The sequence below is a fragment of the Anaerobacillus sp. QJM3NY_32 genome (assembly GCF_056173645.1).
Genome location: NZ_CM149684.1, coordinates 1,971,119 through 1,987,173, shown reverse-complemented (window position 1 = coordinate 1,987,173; position 16,055 = coordinate 1,971,119). Strand labels below are relative to the sequence as shown.

The window sequence follows — 16,055 nt, the reverse complement described above, 5'->3', positions numbered from 1 at the left end:
CGGGTTTTCATTCTTATTCTTGATTCATTTCTGCTTCAATCGATTGCAAATCCTGCTGAAATTGTAGTAATTGAGCTCGCTGATGTTCTGTTGCGCTCATTAATGCACTCTCAATCTGCTCTTTCGCTTCACCCACTTCTTGTTGCAAATGCTTCAGGTCTTTACCGTATCCACTACTACTCACCACAATTTCTTTCTTGGCATCAACAGCTTGTTCGTAACCTTGCTGCGCTGCCTGGAAACTCTGTTGTTTGTCTTTATTGTAAGGCATTCAACCAACCTCCTTTTCTTAAGCTTTCATCATAGTGTAACCAGGACGAAGCGTCCTATTCGACAGGAATAAGCACTGTCATTCTGACCATACTAAAGCGTAAGGAGGGATTCATATGACTGAGAGCAATACGTTCAAAGACATTCGAAAAAACGCTCCTAAAGGGCATACTGGCCAACCAGAGCCAATGAAAGGCTCCCATAAAGTAAAAAACAGAAACCACACGAGGCAAAAGAATGGTGAAGGGTTTTAAACTTCAATTAGAAAAGACGGCCGAAGTGGCCGTCTTTTATTTTGGTATTTGAATCAAGCATTGCAAAATGTCGTCTTCTTCCTCGATTGTTACCGTCCTTAGGTCAATCAGTATTTTTCCATCTTGAATTCTTGTAATGATTGGTGTGTTACTAAGACGAAGAAATTCTTCTAGTTCATTTACGCTGTATTGATCGGTTTGGAGGGCGATGACATAAGTAGGTAGCTCGACTGAAGGCATTGTACCTCCCCCAACTTGTGAAGTTCCCTCCACTACCTCAATACTATAATGAGACGCTTTTCTTTCAAGTCTTTGCTGAAAGAGTTCTGAGCGCTCTCGAATCTCTTCCGCACTTTTTGTAATGTCTCTTATAGCTGGTATGTTAGCAGCCTCTTCATACATGTGTTGCTGTAACGTTGCCTCAAGCGCAGCAAGCGTGAACTTATCGACGCGCAATACTCGAGCGAGCTGATGCTTCTTCAACCGATTGATCAGATCTTTTCTCCCAGCAATCATTCCTGCCTGTGGTCCACCCAGAAGTTTATCCCCGCTAAAGGAAACGAGGTCAGCACCAGAAGCAAGCGTTTCTTGCACCGTAGGCTCTTCGCCAATCCCATAGTCTCGATAATCAAAAAGCGCCCCACTCCCTAAATCCTCATAAAAAACAACCTGGTTTTTCGTCGCTATGGAGGCTAACTCTTCTCGTTCTACTTCAGCTGTAAACCCGACGATTGAAAAATTGCTACGATGCACTTTCATCAGCATAGCCGTTTCTTCGTTGATTGCTGCTTCATAATCAAACGGATGTGTTTTATTTGTCGTCCCTACTTCTTTAAGCTTAGCACCACTTTCCTCCATAATTGATGAAACGCGAAAAGATCCGCCAATTTCAACAAGCTCTCCTCGAGAAACGACCACTTCCCTTTCTTTCGCAAGGGCACTTAATATAAGAAAGACTGCAGCTGCATTGTTATTCACAACCATAGCGGCCTCTGCACCTGTTGCTTTACAAATAGCATCTTCGACGATTGTATGGCGGGATCCGCGCTTTCCTTGCTGCAGATTATATTCAAGCGTCGAATAACTTTTAGATACTTGCACCAAATGATCAATAGCCACGTCACTTAAACGCGCTCTGCCAAGATTTGTATGCAGAACGACTCCAGTGGCGTTGATCACGGGCTTTAAGTTAAACTCTTTGGAAGATCCAATTTTCGCCCTCACGCTCTGCATGATTTCATAATGAAATGCTTCTCTCCCCTCCGAGCCTCCCGTATATGTATTTCTCAACAAAGAGTCCCGCAAGTCATTGACTTCTTGTTGAATCAGTTGTTTTAGCACATTGTGAGGTAACTCGCTTCCAACGCTTTCATTAAGTAATGCTTCTTGAATTTGATGAATCGGCGGAAGTTCTCTCAGTAATTTCAAAGCTCTCATCTCCTATAGCGACACGAAAGGCACCCCGGAGGTGCCCATCTAGAACGTTGTATTTTCCATATCTATAATAAATGCTTCGATATCAGGATAGTGACCAGTTTCTTTTTTCGAATGCATTCGCTTGTCATTCACCGTAATTTCAAACACGCCTCCTGAACCAGGGATTAGCTCAAGTGAACCAATTTCGTGTCTGAAATGATTAAATAATTGTTCCGCGAAACTCGCGGCTTTAGGTGCATAGTTTCACTGCATACAGAATTCGATTGTAACATTGTATTTCATAAAAAAAGCCTCCTCTTACTTAATTTTAAGTTGTTCATACTATATCATTTCAAAAAAGCGATGAAAAGATTTATACTCTTGGGAGGAGGTGGTCATATGTCGAACCAAGAAAAAATCCGTTTAACGTCTCTTTCGACAAAAGGTGGTTGAGGATGCAAAATCGGTCCTGAGGACCTGACGCAAGTTTTGCGTCAATTACCTAACAAGAAAAAAGATCCAAATTTACTTGTCGGTGTGGAAACTTCTGACGATGCAGGCGTATACCGCCTAACTGATGAACTCGCCATGATTCAAACGGTAGACTTCTTTACACCTATCGTTGATGATCCATATATGTTTGGACAAATTGCCGCAGCCAATTCACTAAGTGATGTGTACGCAATGGGCGGTGTACCTAAGACCGTCCTTAACATTGTAGGATTCCCTATTAAAAATTTAGATCCTTCTATACTTGCTGAAATCCTAAAAGGTGCTGCAGATAAAGTAGATGAAGCCGGCGCCGTCACTGCTGGGGGACATTCCATTGATGATCAAGAGCCGAAATTTGGATTATCCGTAACCGGACTTGTACATCCTGATGAAATTCTAATGAATGTCGGCGCTAAGCCTGGCGACGCTATTGTGCTAACAAAGCCAATTGGTGTGGGAATTCAAACGACTGCGATCAAGCCCGAAAAACTTACTGCCGAACAGCTTCAGCGTGTATCTGAAACGATGGCTGAGCTAAACAAAACAGCAGCAGAACAGCTATCGGGATTAACTCCAAATGCTGTTACGGATGTGACTGGATTTGGTTTACTTGGACACGCTTATGAAATGGCAACTGGTAGCAACGTTAGTATTCAGATTGATTACAACAACGTACCTATATTACCTGGTACGGTCGAGTTAGCGGAGCAAGGCTATATTCCGGGTGGATCAAAAGCAAATCACCGCTGGATAGCTGAAACTGTCAAATACGAAAACCTAACAGAGCTTGAGCAATTCATTTTATGTGATGCGGTAACTTCTGGCGGCCTATTAATTAGCCTGCCTGAGCAAGAAGCAAACGAATATGTATCACGTATGAATGGTAAAGGGAAATCAGCTCACATTGTCGGTCATGTAAATGAAAAAGATTCATTTGCGATCACCGCAAGCAAATAAAAAAAAGGAAGTTGGGGAGTCCCCAACTTCCTTTTTTATATTTCATACAGCATATCTTCTAACTCCTCAGTGAGCGCTTCAGGTTGATCATCGAAAACAACGCGACCTTCTTTTAAAGCTACAATTCTAGTCGCGTACCTCTTTGCTAACTTCACATCATGTACATTAATAATCGTTAGCAAGTTGTGTTCTTGATGCAACCGTTGAATAAGCTGAAAAATCCGATTGGCGGTACCAGGATCAAGACTTGCTACAGGCTCATCTCCTAGAAAAACATCGGGAGTTTGAACAAGAGCTCGCGCAATCCCAACTCGCTGCCTCTGCCCCCCACTCAGTAAATCCACGCGCTTATTTAGATGAGGAAGTAATTCAACCTGATCAATAACGTCCACTGCTAACTTCTTTTCTTCCTCATTAAACAATCCTGCCAGGTTACGAAAAGTTGAACGAGAACCAAATAATCCTGTATATACGTTTTGCAGAACCGTTAAACGCGGAATGAGCTGATGATGCTGAAAGATCATTCCCATAGTCTTTCTTTTACTTCTAAGTCCCTCTCGATCCAGTTGACGGAACGTACTACCGTTATATCGAATATCACCTTCAGTTAAAGCCTGGAGGCCATTCAATGTCCTTATGAGTGTCGACTTACCAGCGCCAGTTTTTCCAAGAATACAGACAAACTCTCCTTTATGAAAAGTGAGCGTAACGTCGTCTAGTGCAGAAGTATCGGCATTTCGATAACGCACTGAACCATTTTCTATCGTTAATAACGCTTCTTCACATAACATACTGTCTCACCCTGCTTCCGAGAAAATCGACGACGATGACAATCACCATAATCAACATGACATCAACCGCAACTGTTGAGTATTGAAATGTTTTAAAATGAACAAACAGCTGTTGTCCAATTCCCCCGCCACCGACGAGTCCGAGCATGAGCGACGTTCGGATAGCGACTTCGAAACGATAGAAATAATGGGATAAAACGTTTGGCCAGATTTGAGGAAAAACAGAAAAAAGAGCACCAGTGAGTGGACGAGCTCCTACCGCTTTCATCGCTTCCTGAGGGCCTTTATCAGCCGCTTCAATTAACTCTGCAATTAATTTAGAAAGCACGCTTGCATTATGAACAATAATGGCAATCGTTGCAGCAAACGGGCCAGGCCCTACAACTGTAAGGAACATCAAGCCTAGTACAATTTCTGGAATAGATCGTACAAAACTTAACACAATGCGAACTGCTCCGTAGAAGGGCCCAGCCGTGTTTTTTGCTGCCAACAAGCTAACAGGTAGTGCAATAAGTAAACCAGCAAAGCTTCCTAGAAACGCCATACCTAGCGTCACTAAACTTGCTTTTAGCATTGTCGGAAGCACTGAAGTATTTAGCGGAAACCAATTGGAAAGAAAGTCCAACATGTTGCTAAATTGACTGAATTTCCTTACGTCGAATTCCGTAACCCCAATGCTCCACACAATTAATAGAATAACCCCAAGGAAGAGGATAAGGTGCTTCCATTTAAACCAGGCCATTTTACTCGTCTAATAACCCTTGTTTGTCAGCAGCGCTTCTAATACTCTCATAATCGTCATTACTAGCCTTCGTAAATCCGGACGCACCAAATGCATTCAAAATCTTTTCATCTTCAATCGATAAAAATGCGTTCTGAAGCTTATCAATCGTCTCATCATCCGTACCTTTTGAAACAGCCCACGGATATTGGAATAGCTTTTCTGACTCCCAAATGACTTTTAATTGATCTCCATCAATTTTTCCTGACTCAAGAAGCTGATTGTAAATAGCACTATCAATCGCACCAGCGTCAACCTGTTTATTTTGAACAGATAAAGCCGTTGCATCATGTGATCCGGTGTACGCTACAGAAGCAAATTTGTTCTTGTCTTGATCCTCAAAAACTCCTCTGTCTTGAAGCTCGATTGATGGAATGAGGGATCCTGAAGTAGAATTCGGATCACCAAATGCAAAGCTTCTTGCTTCACTATCTTCAAGGTAGTCTTCTAACGTATCCCACTCGTTCTCAGCATTTGTGATGATATAAGAATGATAGAACGGCTCACCGTCAATTAGCTGTGTAACAATCGCTTTTGCACCACTCTTCTCATGAGCAATCACGTAAGTAAGCGGGCCAAAATAGGCCATATCGATTTGATCATAATTCATCGCTTCTACAACACCGTTATAATCTGGAAACGTTGTGATTTCTACTTCTTGATCTAACTTCTCGGAAAGTTCACCTTGAAGTTTCGTCATCGCTTCTTCAATCTCACCTTCTGTTTGAACAGGAATAACCCCAATTGTAAAGGCCTTATCTTCTGACTCACTGTTTTTCTCTTCTGAAGCATTTTCGCTATTATTTGAGCTACATGCGGCAAGTATTCCTAGCATAAGCACCAGTGTAAACATCATAAATCTTTTCATTTTTTTCCACTCCTAAGCATCGATCTATTTCTCTAATCTCCAATATCTTTCCTGATCTTTTCTTATTGTGTAGCTCTCTTCATCAAGTCGCTCAAGAATCGGCACCAGATATTTACGGCTAACATTCAGAATGTCTTTAGCTTGTTGAAGAGTGAAGGATTTATCAGTGCCTTCCTTTAAATCTAGCACAACGCGACTCCAATTTTCTTTGTGAACATATAAGTCATCTGTTAATTTTACCGCGATTTCCTCTTCTAATAAGAATTTCTTCAATTCAGCTTGATGGGAATCTGGGATTTGTTGATCCTCGATCAAGCGATCGATCGGTGAAACATTCACACCCTGTTCAAGTAACTTCTTGAACACTTGGGTCATACGTGTTTTCCAGGCATCAGGCATCGTGGGTTCAAAACCAGTCATTGATAAGAATGGCCCTGTTTGCAACATATCTTCTTTCAGCTCTGCTTGAAGGACAACTTCAATTACTTTTTTAGGATAAGTTTTTTTCAAATCTTGAACGACCTCCGCCTTGCGTGGTCCTTTTCGCATCGGAAAGTGATCATGATAGCCCTGTACAAAGTTGTGAATGGCTTCAACGATCCGAGTTAAAACGTCTTTAGATGTAACGCCATTGTCGATACTTACAATTTCCGGATCATCAATAAGCTGTTGAAAGGATTTTTCATTTAAACCAATTTGCTGCATCACCTGTTCTTTTGATAATAGGTGCTCTTGTTCAAGAATCTGAACAAGTTGTTCGACTGGCGTTCCTTTCACCATCTGCTCAAATTTCGCAATTGTCTCTGAGCCAAATTTGTATTTTTCTCCCGCAACATTTAAGATGCTTCCTCCACCAATCGTCTCAACCGGGGAAGGGCGTCTAAGGATGACGCGGTCTCCTTTCTTTGCTGTAACGGGATCATGTAAACGAAGCTGACAAAATAGATCTTCTCGGTCTCCAGGCTCAAGAGTGTTGCGATCAAAAAACACAATCGTCCCACGTACTTCAGCAGTACCAATATGAACCGTTACTTCTGATCGCTGTTTCAAGTCATACGACATCGTGAGCGCTTTGGTGAATGAAAGGTCGATGGTAGTTGAAACTGCATAGTGATTAGAATTAATAATCACCTGTCCTCTCGACAATTCTTGCTTATTAGGTCCTGCTAGATTAACTGCTACCCTCTGGCCAGCAAAAGCCCTTTCCACTTTCTGACTGTGTGTCTGGACTTGTCTTACTCTAGCAGCTACACGGTCTGGCAACAGTGTAACGAGTTCTCCTTCTTGAATTTCCCCATCAAAGATCGTGCCTCTCGCAATGGTTCCGTGACCTTGTAGCGTGAAAATCTGATCAATCGGTAACCTTAGCGCTCCTCCTTTATTTCTCGAAGGAACATCTTTTAAAAAGGCACGAATACTCTCTTTCAACTCCTCAATACCTCGCCCACTCTTGCCATCGACGAAATGAAGCGGTGATCCTTCAAATCCAGTGCCCTTTATGTATTCAAGGATATCCTCCTTAACAAGATGAAGCATCTCATCGTCAACCATGTCTGCTTTAGTAATCGCAATAATCGATCGTTCAATCCCAAGCAACGATAAAATTTCCAAATGCTCTCTCGTCTGAGGCATAACCCCTTCATCCGCCGCTACGACTGGAACAACAAGGTCTATTCCTGCAACACCCGCAATCATTTGACGAATGAACCGTTCATGGCCCGGAACATCAATAATTGATACTTTCATGTCATCAGATAAATGAAAAGGAGCAAAACCTGGTTCAATTGAAATGTTTCGTTCTTTTTCCTCCTTCAAACGATCTGTATCGATTCCTGTTAACGCTCCAGTCAACGTTGTTTTTCCATGGTCAATGTGTCCAGCTAGACCAATTGTATAATAGTTCACTTTCACACCCGCCAATCAACTGTCATCATTTATTAACCTTAATAAATGTCGTAACAGGATGCAAATTTAAACCATTGCTTTCTTAAAATCACCGTTTCATTTTCCATTCACTTATGTATATATATTCACCTATGTATAGCTAAAAAGTTATGCACAGCTATCCACAGACAAAACTGTTACACCGGCTTTTCACCACTGTACCACCCAAGCATCTGTTATAGTTCGTTATAGAAAACTGTTTCATTTGAACAATTTGTCGAAATCACGAATAATGGGAAAAGATACGCTTTTTGTCGATTCATCTGATTTTTCCACATTAATCTATACTTTCAAAATTGTTTAGACCTTTTTCGACAAATGTCTTTGATGAAAATCTGCACAAACACATTTAAGTAAAACTTTACTTGGTGTTTTACTTAAAGTTTTCTTAGAATAATCTTATTGAGCACATGTGTTGAATTAATCAATTTTTTCCGTTACTATATTAGCGTAATACTTTTTATATGGGGCTGGTTGTACGTCTGGTGAGTGCCACGGTCTTCAAAACCGCCTGGGAGGCGCGTGCCGTCTTCGGTGGGTTCGATTCCCACACAGTCCCGCCATTCTTTAAACTTTGATCATTTGCAAGATAATGGCCGTTCCTTCAATCGGCGCATCTTCGGTCAAAAGTATTAAGATCCCCTCATCTACTTTATAATTCATTTCAGGTTGCAGCACTGCATTTATAAATAGATTCATGAAGGAAACGTCCTTACTCGATAAAATTTGATGATTACCATATCCTTTTACGGCGTCTTTGTCTGTAAAGGTTTTTTGATATCCATTTGCAATAGCAAAGTATTCGTAAACTCGCACTTTCGCCGGAAGCTTCGCTCTGAATGGTTTCGAATTTATAATAGGTAGCATAATTTTAGGATTGTTACAGCGATCGGTTCTCCTCTTATTCATCACTAGACCCCCTCCTCTCTTTACACAACGCACAATTTTTTACTAACGAATTAAAACAAATGTTTGTCCCCTTACATAATATTGTTATGAGCATATTATAAAACGACAGGAGGTGAACGAATGGCCTTACAAATCATGAAAATTGTAGCTAACGTGACGACTACTGTTGCGACCACTCCTGATACCCAACGTTTTTTCTATAACACAACTAGCTTAATTATTGGCGCAACCACTCTAACAATTGATGCGGCAGATTTCTTTGATGATACAGGAGCCGCGGTAACAACTTTACCTACACTAAATACAGACAATAGCTACTTTAACGTATATGTAAATGGTGTCTTACAAATGCAGGACCTCTCAACTTATACACCAGGAGCTACAGGTGTCGGAGAATTAGCATTTGACGTTCCTGCCGCTACGTCCCTATTATTAAACACCCCTATCGTCGTCGAAGTAGTCAACTTCACACCTTCATCATCGTCTACGATAGAAACGTAACTCCCCTACCCTCTTGATTAAAAAGCGCTTTCGGCGTATAATGTGACCGTATTCATACAGTTTATATTATGATGCCATGAGGTGAGTGCGTTGGCAGGATGGTTTCAATGGTTTATCGTTGGATGGACAGTGATCTTAATTTCACTAATTGCAATTGGTGGATTCTTTATGTTTCGGAAGTTTCTCAAGCGCCTTCCAAAAGAAGATGGCAAGTCAACTCTTGACTGGCAAGAGCACTACATTGAACAAACGAAGCATATGTGGAGCAGTGATCAAAAAAAGTTATTAGACGAACTAGTCGCCCCTGTGCCTGAATTGTTTCGAGATATTGCTAAGTATAAGATTGCAGGAACAATTGGCGAGCTTGCGTTAAAAGAAAAAGCGAAAGATATGTCTCAAGACTTAATAATTCGAGGGTATATTATCGCTACTCCAAAACGAGATCACAAATGGCTCGTGAAAAAATTAAATGAAAAGCGAATTGATATGAGCCCCTATCATCATTTGCTTCAATAAAAAAACTCGTTTAGCAGATGCTAAACGAGTTTTTTTAAAGTAATGTTTGATGAAGTCGACCACTGTGTCCTCGGCTTCGTTCCGTTTTCTTAAATTGATAATACATCGAAATTCTCCATGGAACGATCATACCAAATGCTAATACGAAGAAAAGCGAGCTTGTTTGAAGCACAGGGATTGACTCGCCAATGATTAGTTTAAAAACGATTCTTACTAGAAGTAAGCCGATCAAAATAAACGCAAAAGCTTTTGAACGTGTTAAATAAATTTGATCATCTTTAATTTCAAACTTAGACGTCCGAATCAATAACAACGAAAAAGCCGCTCCAACTGATAGCGCTTCAATCGCTTCGTACCACGGAACCCTTGCATCCGGAACAACGAACATCAAAAAACCAGTTGCCATAAAAAAGGGCGGAAGTATTATTTTCCTTATTGTTGCAGGTTTCTTTGAAGCTTTCAACCTGATTACTACCATCGCAAGAGCCATCATAGCTCCAACAACTGTACTTAAAATCAGCATATACTCATCCCTCACCTATACCGTACTACCCATCATTTCCATTGTATGTGGAAGAGACAAAAAATACAAGCGCATGAAAAAAAGAACGGTGCACAACCGTTCTTTTCACATTAACCATTTACTTTTGAAAGTTCTTCTTCGCCTTCATCTGCCGCAATGCTTAGGATAATCGTCATCGTAACACCGACAACCGTAAAATAAACGCCTAGGTCAAATAACATTGCTGTCGCGAGGTGAGAATGACCGAGAATCGGAAGCTCAAAGTACGCGTCTGTCTGACTCAAGAACGGCTGTCCAAAAAGAAAGGAACCGACGCCAGTGAGAACAGCAATCAGAAGACCGATCGGAATAAAGTTCTTAAAATCAATGCGGATGACCTTATTCATGGTTTTAAAGCCATAAGAGATATAAAGAAGCACCAGAGCACCCGCCGACATAAGTCCTCCGATGAAACCTCCACCAGGTGCATTATGACCAGCGAAGAATAAGTATATTGAAAATCCTAGAATAATAAAGACGATAATCGTAGTCGTCGTTTTAAGTATAAGGTCATTTGTCCCCTTCACACTTCTACACCCTTTCTTTATTAAAATCCTTGAAATCCACCAAACAGGTTATTTACAAGGAACGATGTAAACATTGTCATAAAGTTAAAGTAAAGCAAGATTCCCATTACAATCATTAAGTACCCGCCAGCCTTCATGATGAACCGGCTATTTTTCTTAATCCAGTGCATTCGACCGATAAAAAAGGACAGAATGAAAAATGGAACAGAAAAACCAAGCGTATAAGCTACCATGTACATGAAGCCAGCTCCAGGGTTTGAAACACCCAACGCAATAACCGCAGCTAAAATCGGCCCTGTACAAGGTGTCCAACCTGCCGCAAAACCCATCCCAATTAAAATCGATCCAACAAAGCCAGATGGGCGGTTTCGAATTTTTAACCTGCGATCTTTCATTAGAAAGTTCGGTGTCCAAAAACCTACTACTACAAGTCCAAATACCACAATCAAAATGGCTCCAACTTGACGAAGCAGCTCTTTGTACTGAATAAATAAATTTCCAACGAGCGATGTTGACATCCCTAATACGAGGAAAATAATTGAAAACCCTATTAAAAAGAAGATCGTATGAAGAATTGCCCTTTTCTGCATCATTCCTCGTTCTTCTTTCAAGTCGTCAACGGATACCCCAGTGATATAAGAAATAAACGCTGGATAAAGCGGTAGCACACACGGTGAGATGAACGATAAAAAGCCGGCTCCGAACGCTAAAAACAAGTTCAAATCTGCCATTAAATTACTCCCTGTCTAATGCATGATCTTATCATGTGCATGTCGTTACCATTTCAACCTCTATTGTAAACGATTTATCTTATTCAAACTATGAACATTCCATAACTATTTTTCTTCAGAGAAAAATTCTTCAAGCGTAACGCCCGCTTCATGAACATCAGAAGCCGCTTCCTTGCCCACATACCGAACGTGCCATGGCTCATACTGATAGCCAGTGATATCTTCTTTTCCTTTTAAGTAACGAACAACAAAGCCATATTCATGCGCATGCTCTGCTACCCACTTACCTTCTGGCGTATTGCCAAATTCTTCGGTAAGAGAGCTTCCTAGAGAAGGCGTGCTAATATCCATCGTTAATCCCGTCTGATGTTCACTCTGCCCCGCCTGAGCGCTAACCTGGTTCGCTACTTCTTCTCCACGCTGTTCAGCATTATAAGCAAAAATAGCTTCCTGTCGCTCATAGGAGCGGTAGCCAGAGACAGCTTTTAATTCAAATCCATCTTTCTTTGCACCGGCAAACATTTTTTCAAGCGCTGTAGCCGCTTCCTTGACCATCAACCTTTTAGGATCATCTTTTGGTGCGTATGAAGAAACATCCGGTTCCACAAGATTTTGGGGCACAAAGTCTGAAGGTAGATTTCGCTCTTTATTTGCCACAACATAAATACTGTCTGGATTCGTTACAGTTAAATTCTCTCCATTTTTCTCAACTGTTTCAGCCATCGTTGGATACGCTGCTGATTTATCCTTTTTGGCCTCATCGCTTTGATCGCTTTCTTCATCTTCTTTCTTGCTGCTATCATTTTGCTTGTTATTGTTTTGGTTTCCATCATTATTTTCAATACTATTCGAGGAGCCGTTATTCGTCTGTCCATCATTCTGTGACTGATTCTCTGTCTGGTTAGACGTTTGCTCGTCATCTCCCGCCTGGCATCCGGCTAAAAGCGCGAACGAAAGACCTGTTGCTACTACTAAATTTTTCATTGTCATGTGAACACTTCCTGATTTTTTATAGTCTAATCTATCATACCATCACACCAATTAGACCCGTCAACCAAAATTACTCCATACAAAAAGCACTCTGTTACCAGAGTGCTCAATAAGCTATTTATCGTTGTTTGTCATTTGACTATTCATAGCCTTCATCATCTGATTAATCTTCTTCTGAGAAGGTTTTTGCCCCATTTGCATCATCATTACACGAAGCATATTTTCATTGATAGGGGGATTCTTCTTTAAATAGTCCATCATATATTTGCGGGCAATAAAAAAGCCAAGTGCTACTCCAGCAATCAACGCTAGCACGCCCACAAGCGTGTACATCCACCACATTCTAGATTTCCTCCTTATTCTTTCTCTTCCAATAGTGTACTACAACCCTTAATGATTATACAATAACGTCTATTAAAATAGTAGGAGTTTATTCAAACTAGTTTCTGTTGTTTAATCGGGTTAAGCCACCCGTATCGACCGGATTGGAAGTCAATCGCAAAGAACGAAGGAGTTAATTTTCGTATCACTTCAAAAAAGACTGTTTCAGCCTCGTTTGATCCGCTAGCATATATATTTATCTTCTCGCTTCTTACAAATAAAGATGCATCACTTTTAGATTGTTTAATACACAATCGATGCCCTTCATTTTTATATTCATACGTGCGAAAGCCACCCAATTCATTGACCAAACAGGTATTTAGTTCTTCTTCTTCCACAGGCTCTGTAATAAAGGCTACCTGTTTTTCTAGAAGCTCTTTCTGATCAGCCTGTATGGCCCGCTTCCTTTCGAGGAAAAGTTGATACAACAGATGCTCCTTACCAGCATATTGTTCTGCAATGTGCTGCTTAACGAAGTACATTTCGTAATGCCTCATATAACTCCCCCCCTGCCCAAGAATCCACTCATATAAAAGAAAGTATAAATGAGTTCTCATAAAATGATTGTCTATACATGGAGGCTAGCTTTCACTAGTTTTGTCGAAATCAAAAAGACCTGTACTATAACATATATGTTATAGTACAGGTCTTTAGAATGCTATGCCATACTCGGCAGGTCACAAAGAACACCGCCGGATCTCTCATCATAATCAAGCTTCATTCGATCAACAAACCATTGATCGTCCGGTCGAACGAAGTACGTAACTCCTCCAATTTCTTGCTTATAATCATCATATGAAGGCTTATCAGACATGACCCCAAGAGAAAAACCTCCGCTGTCTCCACTCCCTGCGTAGCGTACGAATAACCTCAAGCAATCACCGTTACCAAGTTCCATTTCATTTTTGTAAAACTCAGCTGCAGAATCAGTTACAACAAACATCATATCCGCCCTCTCCGTTTTGTATTAGTACATCTTGTTATAGTACAGTATAACGAATATTTGAAAAATTGCAACCATAAAAATAGCCTAATTTTGCTTTTCGCAAAATTAGGCTATTTTCTACTGAAGAAAGCGACGGTTTTTCTTGCTTTCCTTAAGCTTTTCAGGTGTTACATCTGTGCCTTCTTCATCCACAACTTTTATAGAATGAAGTTGGTTTTTGAAAGAAGAACGGAAATTTGCTAAATATTCCTTACGTAGCTTTTTCTGTTCTTTTTTCTCATCTTCTGTTAATGATGACTCTTTTGCTTTACGAGATAGCTCGTTAATTCTTTGGAGTTTATCTTCAAAAGGCATGTAAAATAGCTCCTTTACTGAAACTTGTATCTCACATGCTAACGCATGTTTTGAACATAGACAAGTTTAGTGCTTCTCGTTCTGCTCGTCAACATATTCCTGATAACGTCTATGTACCGTTGCTTTCGAAGCGTGATGTCCAAATCCTTTAAGCGTTGCAGCTATCTCATTAAACGTAAGACCACGGTTTCGTAGATTAACAATTTCTTCGATTGGAACTTCCACCCGCTCACGCCCACCTTGATTTTGATGGCTGAGGTTTCGCTGTGGTCGATAGCCTTCTTTAACCGCCTTGTCCATTCCACGTTTAATTTTCAGATTATGAAGCTTGCGCTGAAATTCTTCAACGATACTAACGATCTCAAGAACCATCGAATCAGATTCCGACAATTGAAGTTCTCCGTTTTGATTCACTGTATAAATCGTCCCTCCATATTTATGGACGGCATGTAGAAGAGCGATCTTTGCATTCCCTCTCCCAAGTCTTGTTTCATCTTGAATGAGCAATGCCTCAACATGCCCCTCTTTCAATAAGTCAAGCACCTCAAGTATGCCATCACGATCAATGTCATACCCGCTGTGCTTTTCTTCAATCAAGCGCTGTATAATAAAACCTGACTGTGATGCAAATCGTTGTAGTTCTTCTTTTTGCCTGGCAAGAGAAGACTCCTGTGCTTCTTTCTTTGTGCTTACCCGACAATAAATAACGGCGTTCATACTTTATTCTTTACCCCCAAGTGCGGTAGCGTTCGCTTCAACAGGGATGATGAGAGTATCTCCTGCTGTAATTCGGTTTGCATCAATGCTATTCACTTCTTCAACCCAACTGACGAACTTCCGATCAGACAACTCATGAGCAGTACGGTATTCTTCCGCAATTTCTAAAACAGTATCTCCCTGCTCCAATTGTACCGTTGTATAACGATCATACTCCTCAGCTGCAGCTGTTCGCAAAGATAGAAACACAATAATTAACACAGCTACAAAAGATATAATGACAAGAAAATCAACTCCAGACAAGCCCCCAGCTTGCTTTCTCATCCCAATCACCCCATATGCGAATATTTGTTCTGTTTTTAGTATATCAGAACCTCTGTTCGTGTCAACTAATTTCTTCGAACTTATGTTTGTATGCGAACAAAAATTCTGGTATACTACTAACAAATAGATAGATTGGAACGAGGTGCCAGATATTATGAAACTATCAAAGCGTCAGCAGGACATTCTGGACTTTATTAAAGTCGAAGTTAAGCAAAAGGGTTATCCACCCTCCGTAAGAGAAATTGGCGAAGCTGTTGGACTTGCTTCAAGCTCCACTGTCCATGGCCACCTGGCAAGACTCGAGAAAAAAGGGTATATCAGACGAGACCCAACAAAACCAAGAGCCATCGAAGTGCTTGGTCTTGATGAAACGATCGATATTCCTCGTCAACATACTGTAAACGTTCCCGTCATTGGTAAAGTAACTGCTGGTCAACCCATCACTGCCATTGAAAATGTAGAAGAATACTTCCCGCTTCCAGAACAGTTTGCACAGGATGAAGAACATACCTTTATTCTAGTGATTGAAGGGGATAGTATGATCGAAGCTGGTATTTATAACGGTGATATGGTTATTGTGAAGCAACAACCAACTGCAAATAACGGTGATATTGTTGTCGCGATGACAGATGAAGCTGAAGCAACTGTTAAACGATTCTTTAAAGAAAGCAACTACTTCCGACTTCAACCGGAAAACTCATCGATGGAACCGATCATTCTTGATTCCGTTTCTATTCTTGGTAAAGTAATTGGGGTCTTTCGCTCCATTCACTAGAAGCGCTGCGTGCGCTTCTTTTTTTATGTTATATAAGCTTTCTGGGCTA

At 40.8% G+C, this 16,055-nt stretch carries 22 protein-coding genes, 1 tRNA gene and 1 pseudogene; 6 read left to right on the top strand and 18 right to left on the bottom strand.

Annotated features, from left to right (window positions below; genetic code table 11):
• Positions 1–13: 13 nt before the first annotated feature.
• On the bottom strand, positions 14–271 hold the full coding sequence (locus tag AC0VYH_RS10590) for a hypothetical protein (protein ID WP_194221513.1): 258 nt from the start codon (positions 269–271) through the stop codon (positions 14–16).
• 115 nt (positions 272–386) lie between these two features.
• Here AC0VYH_RS10590 and AC0VYH_RS10585 point away from each other — a divergent pair, with 115 nt between their 5' ends.
• A complete protein-coding gene (locus tag AC0VYH_RS10585) occupies positions 387–524 on the top strand; it encodes a small acid-soluble spore protein P (RefSeq protein WP_098443510.1) in 138 nt (45 codons plus the stop codon).
• Positions 525–560: 36 nt separating this feature from the next.
• Here AC0VYH_RS10585 and selA read toward each other — a convergent pair whose 3' ends face one another.
• Both selA and AC0VYH_RS10575 read right to left on the bottom strand, forming a co-directional pair.
• Positions 561–1,961, bottom strand: coding sequence for an L-seryl-tRNA(Sec) selenium transferase (gene selA, locus AC0VYH_RS10580; protein ID WP_475373739.1), 1,401 nt, complete (start codon positions 1,959–1,961; stop codon positions 561–563).
• Positions 1,962–2,000: 39 nt separating this feature from the next.
• A pseudogene (locus tag AC0VYH_RS10575) lies at positions 2,001–2,192 on the bottom strand (Rdx family protein); the annotation flags it as partial.
• Positions 2,193–2,339: 147 nt separating this feature from the next.
• Here AC0VYH_RS10575 and selD point away from each other — a divergent pair.
• Positions 2,340–3,389 (top strand): selenide, water dikinase SelD, encoded by a 1,050-nt coding sequence (gene selD, locus AC0VYH_RS10570; RefSeq protein ID WP_475367319.1) that lies wholly within the window; start codon positions 2,340–2,342, stop codon positions 3,387–3,389.
• 35 nt (positions 3,390–3,424) lie between these two features.
• Here selD and phnC read toward each other — a convergent pair whose 3' ends face one another.
• From phnC to selB, 4 genes are read right to left on the bottom strand one after another with little or no spacing between them, the layout of a single operon-like run.
• Positions 3,425–4,180, bottom strand: coding sequence for a phosphonate ABC transporter ATP-binding protein (gene phnC / locus AC0VYH_RS10565; protein WP_430242499.1), 756 nt, complete (start codon positions 4,178–4,180; stop codon positions 3,425–3,427).
• Positions 4,170–4,922: a phosphonate ABC transporter, permease protein PhnE gene (gene phnE, locus AC0VYH_RS10560; protein WP_430242500.1), complete on the bottom strand. Its 753-nt coding sequence runs from the start codon at positions 4,920–4,922 to the stop codon at positions 4,170–4,172. The genes phnC and phnE overlap by 11 nt, the downstream gene beginning before the upstream one ends.
• 1 nt (position 4,923) lies before the next feature.
• Positions 4,924–5,829, bottom strand: coding sequence for a phosphate/phosphite/phosphonate ABC transporter substrate-binding protein (phnD, locus tag AC0VYH_RS10555; RefSeq protein WP_430242502.1), 906 nt, complete (start codon positions 5,827–5,829; stop codon positions 4,924–4,926).
• 24 nt (positions 5,830–5,853) lie between these two features.
• Positions 5,854–7,740, bottom strand: a complete 1,887-nt coding sequence (gene selB / locus AC0VYH_RS10550) for a selenocysteine-specific translation elongation factor (RefSeq protein WP_475373787.1) — start codon at positions 7,738–7,740, stop codon at positions 5,854–5,856.
• Between the two features lie 499 nt (positions 7,741–8,239).
• Between selB and AC0VYH_RS10545 the strand changes: the two genes are divergently transcribed.
• Positions 8,240–8,336: transfer RNA gene (locus AC0VYH_RS10545), tRNA-Sec, on the top strand.
• 4 nt (positions 8,337–8,340) lie between these two features.
• Here AC0VYH_RS10545 and AC0VYH_RS10540 read toward each other — a convergent pair.
• Positions 8,341–8,682 (bottom strand): DUF4183 domain-containing protein, encoded by a 342-nt coding sequence (locus tag AC0VYH_RS10540; protein ID WP_475368951.1) that lies wholly within the window; start codon positions 8,680–8,682, stop codon positions 8,341–8,343.
• A 120-nt stretch (positions 8,683–8,802) separates the two neighbouring features.
• Here AC0VYH_RS10540 and AC0VYH_RS10535 point away from each other — a divergent pair, with 120 nt between their 5' ends.
• Both AC0VYH_RS10535 and AC0VYH_RS10530 read left to right on the top strand, forming a co-directional pair.
• Positions 8,803–9,183, top strand: a complete 381-nt coding sequence (locus AC0VYH_RS10535; RefSeq protein ID WP_475367317.1) for a DUF4183 domain-containing protein — start codon at positions 8,803–8,805, stop codon at positions 9,181–9,183.
• Positions 9,184–9,273: 90 nt separating this feature from the next.
• Complete coding sequence (locus tag AC0VYH_RS10530; RefSeq protein ID WP_404682171.1) at positions 9,274–9,699, top strand: DUF2621 domain-containing protein; 426 nt, start codon at positions 9,274–9,276, stop codon at positions 9,697–9,699.
• Positions 9,700–9,733: 34 nt separating this feature from the next.
• On the opposite strand, the gene AC0VYH_RS10525 is transcribed toward AC0VYH_RS10530, so the two are convergent.
• From AC0VYH_RS10525 to yneA, 10 genes are all read right to left on the bottom strand, one after another.
• Positions 9,734–10,222, bottom strand: a complete 489-nt coding sequence (locus AC0VYH_RS10525; RefSeq protein WP_194221505.1) for a CcdC family protein — start codon at positions 10,220–10,222, stop codon at positions 9,734–9,736.
• Between the two features lie 110 nt (positions 10,223–10,332).
• On the bottom strand, positions 10,333–10,788 hold the full coding sequence (locus AC0VYH_RS10520) for a Na(+)/H(+) antiporter subunit B (protein WP_430242511.1): 456 nt from the start codon (positions 10,786–10,788) through the stop codon (positions 10,333–10,335).
• A 20-nt stretch (positions 10,789–10,808) separates the two neighbouring features.
• Complete coding sequence (locus AC0VYH_RS10515; RefSeq protein WP_226612931.1) at positions 10,809–11,519, bottom strand: cytochrome c biogenesis protein CcdA; 711 nt, start codon at positions 11,517–11,519, stop codon at positions 10,809–10,811.
• A gap of 105 nt (positions 11,520–11,624) precedes the next feature.
• Positions 11,625–12,509 (bottom strand): M15 family metallopeptidase, encoded by an 885-nt coding sequence (locus AC0VYH_RS10510; RefSeq protein ID WP_430242514.1) that lies wholly within the window; start codon positions 12,507–12,509, stop codon positions 11,625–11,627.
• 114 nt (positions 12,510–12,623) lie between these two features.
• Positions 12,624–12,851: a YneF family protein gene (locus AC0VYH_RS10505; RefSeq protein ID WP_098443499.1), complete on the bottom strand. Its 228-nt coding sequence runs from the start codon at positions 12,849–12,851 to the stop codon at positions 12,624–12,626.
• Positions 12,852–12,943: 92 nt separating this feature from the next.
• On the bottom strand, positions 12,944–13,387 hold the full coding sequence (gene sirA, locus AC0VYH_RS10500) for a sporulation inhibitor of replication protein SirA (protein WP_475367316.1): 444 nt from the start codon (positions 13,385–13,387) through the stop codon (positions 12,944–12,946).
• A gap of 161 nt (positions 13,388–13,548) precedes the next feature.
• Positions 13,549–13,836, bottom strand: coding sequence for a HesB/YadR/YfhF family protein (locus AC0VYH_RS10495; protein WP_194221500.1), 288 nt, complete (start codon positions 13,834–13,836; stop codon positions 13,549–13,551).
• Between the two features lie 117 nt (positions 13,837–13,953).
• Positions 13,954–14,190 carry a DUF896 domain-containing protein gene (locus AC0VYH_RS10490; protein ID WP_194221499.1) on the bottom strand — a complete coding sequence of 79 codons (237 nt, stop codon included), beginning with the start codon at positions 14,188–14,190 and terminating at the stop codon, positions 13,954–13,956.
• A 66-nt stretch (positions 14,191–14,256) separates the two neighbouring features.
• The gene (locus tag AC0VYH_RS10485; RefSeq protein ID WP_475367315.1) at positions 14,257–14,907 is read right to left on the bottom strand and encodes a YneB family resolvase-like protein; all 651 of its coding nucleotides are present in this window, start codon (positions 14,905–14,907) and stop codon (positions 14,257–14,259) included.
• 3 nt (positions 14,908–14,910) lie between these two features.
• Entirely contained in the window at positions 14,911–15,231 is a 321-nt protein-coding gene (gene yneA, locus AC0VYH_RS10480; protein WP_194221497.1) for a cell division suppressor protein YneA, read from the bottom strand.
• Between the two features lie 151 nt (positions 15,232–15,382).
• On the opposite strand from yneA, the gene lexA reads away from it, so the two are divergent.
• The gene (gene lexA / locus AC0VYH_RS10475; RefSeq protein WP_194222291.1) at positions 15,383–16,006 is read left to right on the top strand and encodes a transcriptional repressor LexA; all 624 of its coding nucleotides are present in this window, start codon (positions 15,383–15,385) and stop codon (positions 16,004–16,006) included.
• Positions 16,007–16,055: the final 49 nt, after the last annotated feature.